Origin of the sequence: Syntrophorhabdus sp. (assembly GCA_012719415.1) — a bacterium.
Taxonomy (GTDB): Bacteria; Desulfobacterota; Syntrophorhabdia; order Syntrophorhabdales; family Syntrophorhabdaceae; genus Delta-02.
The window spans coordinates 1-6,212 of record JAAYAK010000093.1 but is presented as its reverse complement, the minus strand read 5'-3'; the positions used below and the strand labels follow the sequence as shown (position 1 = coordinate 6,212).

Sequence of the window (6,212 nt, the reverse complement as noted above, 5' to 3'; positions counted from 1 at the left end):
ATCTCGTCCTCGCACCACTCCACGGCACGGTCCAGGTCCCCGAAGACCCGGAAGCTGTCGCTCTCCTCGAGGCCGAGGCCTCCTCTCCGAAAGGACGTGAGGGCGTCCGGCGGGACCTGGGCGAACACAAGCCGGTAGCCGCGCGACCGGGCCTGTTCCTTCATCTTCACGAAGCTGTTGACCGCCGATGAATCGACACCGTTGACGAGACGAAAGTCGAGCACCACGAACCGCAGTTTCTTCAGTGCCTCGTCGTTCGCCCTTTTCCGGATCTCCTCGTGAAGGTCGTTCGCCGTGCCGAAGAAGATGTAGCCCTGCAGTTTCAGGATATGCATGCTCTCGCCCTCCCGCGACAGGACCTGCTCCTCGGCAGGGGCACGGTCCACGTTGCTGTGGAAATTGGTCCCCGACAGCCTGTGCTTGATGACGCTCACGTGGCTGTACTTGACCACGAAGATGACGATGGCCACGAGCATTCCGACCCCGACGCCCTGCAGGAACCCGAATGTTCCGATGACGACGAGGATGACGACGATAAGGACACAGTCAAGAGCGGGCAGCTTGAGCCAGCTTTCGTAGAGCCACTCGTACAGGAAGGCAAAGCCGAGGAAGAGAAGCACCCCTCCCATGATGGGCCGGGGAAAATAGGACAAAAGGGAGCTGCCGAAGACGAGGACCGCCCCGCAGATGACCGCGGAGAATACCCCGACGAGGCGGCTTTTCGCCCCCATGGAATGGCCGAGCGCGGACAGGCTCAGTGAATGGAAACCGACGGTGCTCCCCGAGAGGCCCGCGACGAGGTTCGACAATCCCGTTGCCCTCAGTTCCCTGTTGAGGTCGATCTCCTCCCTGACGACAAGCTCCAGTCCGCTCGCGTTAAGGAGGAGGGAAAGGGAGCTGAGGATGAGCACCGTGAGGATCCTTCCCGTCTGTGAACCGACAAGTCCCCAGTCTATCCCCGCAAGGGAAGAAAGGGACAGCGCCGCGCCGGGCCCTCCCCCCTCGAGGGACGCGATGAGCCAGCCCTGAGAGCGCGCGTCGCCGAGAGACATGCCCGTCACGGGCAGCGCCATGTAGAAGAGGACGAAGGAAAGAGCAAGCCAGACCGGCATGACGAGGTAATGGTTCCGCCACCTGAGGACCAGGAAGAGGACGCCCGCGAAGACAAGGCCGGGAAGCCACTTGACGAACACCCCCGGGTCCGCGAGATAGGCCATGTTGGCCACGGTGAGCGCCTTTCCCGTCATGACCCCGAAGGCCCCCTTCACGAGAAGGAGCCCGGTACCGGCAAGAAACCCCCCGATGACGGGATAGGGAACGAACCGTATGAGGTTGCCGGCCTTGAAGTAACCCAGGAGGAGAAAGAAGATGCCCGTCGTGCAGCCGGTGACCGCGATCGTTGCCACGACGGTGACAAAGGCGCCCTCCATGCAGATCTGCCCCGGCACCCCTGCCGCTATCGCGGCCGCCATGAGGGCGATGACCGCGGCCGGGATCTCGTGGGGCCGGGCCACGGTGCCCGCGTACGAGCTGGTAAACGCCGTTATCGCGCCGAGAAGGAATGCGCCGAAGAGTATCAGCTTGACGCCAGTGCCGATGTAGCCGGAGAGCGGGCCGGAGAATATGAGTGCCGAGAAGGCGCACCCCATGGCTATCGTGAGGACGCCTGAGATAAGCCCGGCGGTAAGGACCGTCAGATACCGGCCAGTCCGCCCCGCCGTAGTCGAACCACCCGCACTCTGTGCCATATCTTCGTAACATACAGGGACAGAACCATATTGTCAATCATGACTCATTCGCTCTCAAGCATCTTCAGGTTGTTGCGGGCATATTCGAAGGTCGGGTCGATCTCAAGGGCGCGGCGGTAGGCGTCTCGCGCCTCTTCCTTCCGGCCCTCCAGGTAGTAGGCGTAGCCGAGGTTGTTGAAGGCCCGGGGGTTCCGCGGCGACTTCACGACCGTGTCCTCCCACAGGGCGATCTCGCTGTGGTACACCCGGTTGCGGGCGATGGTATATCCGCCGAGCACGATGGCAAAACACAGGGCAAGGACCGCGAAGGCGCGCGCTCCTCCCCTCAGGCGGAACACGAGCCAGGTCATCGCCACCGATGCCACGAGGAAGATTCCCCAGCCCGCCTGGTAGAAATGGCGGTCGCTGACGCTGTCGATGCGCGGCACGAGGAGGTTGACGACCATCGTGTGGAGGAAGAACCAGCCTATCCCGAAGGACAGCCAGAATATTCTCTTCCAGAGGCCCATGAACCCCAGCAGCGCCAGGGACAAAAGAGTCACGGACTGCGGGATGGGCCAGGCACCGCCGGACATCGAGCCCGGGTCTATGTTCAGCCGCCCCGGCAGGATAAGGTGAGAGAGAAGATCGCCCACCCCCGTGACCTGGCCGAGAAGGTTCGCCCGAAATCCCCTCAGGTCCAGGCTGTAGAGGAGAAAGACCCGGTATCGCGGATGCGCTAGCACCACCCCCACCAGGATGGCAAGGACCGCCCAGTGCACCGACTGGTGCTTGAGGGCCCTCCCGACTCCCCTGCCCTCCCCTGCCGAGACCTCCCAGAGTGCAAGGGCAAGAGGCAGGGTGATCCCCGTCTCCTTGGTCGCAACGGCGAAAAGGAACATCAGGGGCGACAGCACGTAAAGCAGAACCGTCTTCCCTTCCCGGCCGCCTTTCACGTAGAGGGCAAGGCTTCCCAGATAGAACATCGTCATGAGCGAGGCGCTGCGCCCCGTTATGTACGTCACCGCTTCCGTCTGTATGGGATGGAGCCCGAAGAGAAGGGCCGCGAGGGAGGCCGCCGGGTAAAGGGCCTTCTCGGGCACGGTCCCGGGCCTGCCCCTGAGAAAACTCAGGGTCAGGCTGAAGACAAGGAATACGTTGACGAGATGCACGGCCAGGTTGAAGGCGTGGAAGCCGAAGACACCCGTCCGCGAGGTCTGGCACAGGGTGTAGGTGAACTTGAGCAGGGGGCGTATCCCGTGGAAACAATCCTGCCAGAAGGCAGACCAGGACTCAACTGAAGGGTTGAAGACGATGACGTTGTAGTCATCGAGCTGGAACACCCCGGTGAAAGAGTTCAGATAGGCGATAAGGACCGCGGCTAGCGGTGCGAGCGCGTATCCCGCGCGGCCCGCGTTCGTCACGGCCTACTTCCCGAAGAAACCACCAACCTTCTTGAACACATCGACGACTCCCTGCACGGGATTGGCAGGATCGACGGACGGCACCGCTCCCACGGGATTGCCTGAGGACTGACCGCTCTGACGGGACGTGTATCCCCTGCCCGTCGGCGCCGTCTTGCTCTCTGCCGGGGTGGTGGGGATCACGGGTCTTCGGGCGACGATCGTCGAACCCGTCGCCTCCGCGAGAGGGATCTCCTTGCCTCCCACCGCATTGTAAACGATCGCCTTCAGGTTGTAGGTCGTGGCATAGTCCACGCGCAGGTTGAGAGACTCTCCTTGGCCCAGGAATTTCGTGCCTCCCACGTACATCCACCTGTACCGAAGGTTTCCCTTCACCCAGGGCGCCGCGTCGACGCTCACCTGGAAGAGAACGTTGTCGCCCACGAAGGCGGCGGGCGGATTATACATGTGGACGCTCCTGATAACGGGCGGGATATCCTCGATGAGCTTCGTATGGTCCGCGTTCCAATCCACGGCCCCGTGCTCCGACACGTAGATGGGGCCGAGATAGTTGTCGGCGTCCATCGTGAACCAGACCTTTCCGTTGGCATCATACAACTGCACGACGGTGTAGGTGTGCATGCTCCCCGACGCCGTCTCGCCCATGTACTTCTTCCTCGTTTCCTCGGACACGATGGAAAGAGGGTTCCAGCCGCTCATCCTGCCCACCTTCGCCCCCAAAAGACCGAACCTGCCGTTCGCCTGCATCCATTTCACGACGACGGCGATCTCCCCCGCCCGCGCCTCCGATGCCTCGACACAGGATTGACCGGCAGGCACACGACTGGTGATGGTGTCCCTCGCGCCCGTCGACCTTATCCGCTCCGTTACGGCCGCCTTGAAATCCGCCATGTTGAATCCCATCTGACTGTGCGCGTCCACCGCGACAGAAATGAACAAGAAACAGAAAATGGCTGTCAGGAAATACCTGGTCTGATGCATGTGCAGCAACCTCCTTACCGGTTTCGATCATCAGGGCGACGGGGACGGTCCGCGTCGCCCGTCATTCCTGTATTATCGGCAATACCTCAAAAAGGACTATCCCCCGCATCAGCGCACCCGGCTGACCGTGTAGGTCCTGCTTTCGCTGCCGTCGGTGCCGCGCACGGTACAGGTGAACTGGCTGCCGTTCGCCGCCATGACGGCCTCGAAGGTGCCTGAAGGTTTCGTGTCACCCGCTTCGCGGAAGGTCCCTTTTGTCCTGTTGCCCGTGATGGTCCCTTCGAGGGGGCCCCCGAACGTCTCCGTCTTGCGCGCGCCCGACGACGTCGTGTACGGGACGGCGATGGAGAAGGTGCCGGTTATCCGACCGCCGCTCGCGGAGAGGTTGAAGTTGATCACTTCACCTTCCTTTCCGGGGTTGCTTTTCCAAGCACCCGTCCAGGAACCCGCCGTCGGGCCCGAGCTTGTTGCCGTCGGCATCGACGGCTTCGCGGAGAGGCTCGCCTCGAGCTTGCGGATATGGGCCTCGAGCTGCGGATCAGGGACATACTTCAGGCTCTCGCGGTACTTCGCGATGGCCTCGCGTATCCTGTTCTGCCCCTGAAGAGCGGCACCCTCATCGCGCAGCGTTTTGGCGCGGGCCTGAAGGACCTGCTGGTCATTCTGCCTTTTGACCTCAGCCTCGATCCGGGCGACGTGCTGTTCCAGGGCCTTGTCGGGCACGTAGCGCAGGCTCTCCCGGTACTTCGCGATGGCCTCCGCGTAGCGTTTCTGGTTCTGGAGCTGCGTTCCTTCGGCACGGAGCTGGTTCGCCCGGGCGGCACTCGCCTGAGCGTCCGTCTGCTTCCTGACCTCTCCCTCAAGCTGACGGATATAGGCCTCGAGCTGAGCGTCGGGGTTGCACTTCAAGCTCTCGCGGTACTTCGCTATCGCGTCGGCATACCTCTTCTGCTGGACGAGGGCGTCTCCCTGCTGCCTGACCGCGAGACAGGCCTGTTTCGCCGCCGCCTGCTTCCTGAGAGCATCCTCGAGCTGACGGACATAGGTCTCCCGCTGAGCGTTCCCCGGAGCGCAGGCAACGTTCTCCTTGAACTTCGCCAGCGCCTCGGAATGCTTCCCCGCGTTGTACAGCGCCTGGCCCTCGGTCCACTTCGCCTCGCACCTTGCCATCGATTCCTTCTTCTTCGCAAGGTTTGCGCTTGCCGTTTGGAGCGCGGCCTCGTAATGCTTCCTGTCGGCCGGGGTCAGTTCGTATGCCAGGACCTGCTTGATATGGGCCTCCGCCTTCGCCCAATCCTCCGCCTTGAAGAGCCTTGTCCACTCGGCGTTGCTCTTCCGGGAAAAATCGTTGTACCAGGCGACGCCCTTGTTGAAATCCGCCATCACTCTGGCCCACAGGGGGTTCGTCGACGCCTGTCCGCCCGACTGGCCACGGAGGATGTCCTGCATCTCGAGCATGGCCTTCTGCGCCGACCACACCTTCTTCTCAGCGATGAAGGCATCGAACTCCTTCGCCTTCGCCTCGACGCGCGGCCATGCGGAGGCGTACTTCTTTGCCTCCTCCAGCTTCTTCTTCGCGTCGGCGTCGGCGGGATTGAGCTTTACCGCCTGCGTGAGGCGCTTCACCGCCTCCGTGAGGTCCGCCTTGTTGACGGCGTCCCATCCCATCTTCTTGAGTTCCTGGGAGAACTGGGCAAGGACGGGCTGCGCGAGCTTCGGATCCACCCCGGCCGCGGCCTCGGCCGCAGCTATGGCCTCGTCATACTTTTTCTGCGACCAGAGCTGCCTGGCGCTGTCGAGCTTCTTCTTCGCCTCATCCTTTTTCTTCCCCGTCGATATGTCCGACTGGGATATGGTTACGCCGAGCGACCCCGTGCCGCTTCCCAGGTCGGCGCCGTCGGCGCTCTTCACCGCGCAGGTCATCGTGTAGGAGCCTGTCTTGCCGCATGTCACGCCCGTATCCTTCGAAGAAGGCGCGGAGATGGTGCATCCGTCCGGGGAGACCTTCCACTGGTAGCGAAGCTGCTGGGCGGTCGCCGGGGTGACGGCGACGGAGAACTCCACCCGCTGGTGTTCGGCT

General features: G+C 62.6%; 4 protein-coding genes. All 4 read right to left on the bottom strand.

Annotation, left to right across the window (positions count from 1 at the left end; genetic code table 11):
* A partial coding sequence (locus GXX82_05595; protein ID NLT22501.1) for a SulP family inorganic anion transporter occupies positions 1-1,748 on the bottom strand: 1,748 nt, incomplete at its 3' end.
* Between the two features lie 44 nt (positions 1,749-1,792).
* A complete protein-coding gene (locus GXX82_05590; GenBank protein ID NLT22500.1) occupies positions 1,793-3,151 on the bottom strand; it encodes a tetratricopeptide repeat protein in 1,359 nt (452 codons plus the stop codon).
* A 3-nt stretch (positions 3,152-3,154) separates the two neighbouring features.
* The gene (locus tag GXX82_05585; protein NLT22499.1) at positions 3,155-4,132 is read right to left on the bottom strand and encodes a hypothetical protein; all 978 of its coding nucleotides are present in this window, start codon (positions 4,130-4,132) and stop codon (positions 3,155-3,157) included.
* A 108-nt stretch (positions 4,133-4,240) separates the two neighbouring features.
* Positions 4,241-6,212, bottom strand: a 1,972-nt coding sequence (locus GXX82_05580; protein NLT22498.1) for a hypothetical protein, incomplete at its 5' end; no start/stop codon positions are given.

Excerpts from the sequence above, each read along its gene's own strand:
- GXX82_05585 (NLT22499.1), bottom strand. The coding sequence starts at position 4,132 with ATGCATCAGACCAGGTATTTCCTGACAGCCATTTTCTGTTTCTTGTTC.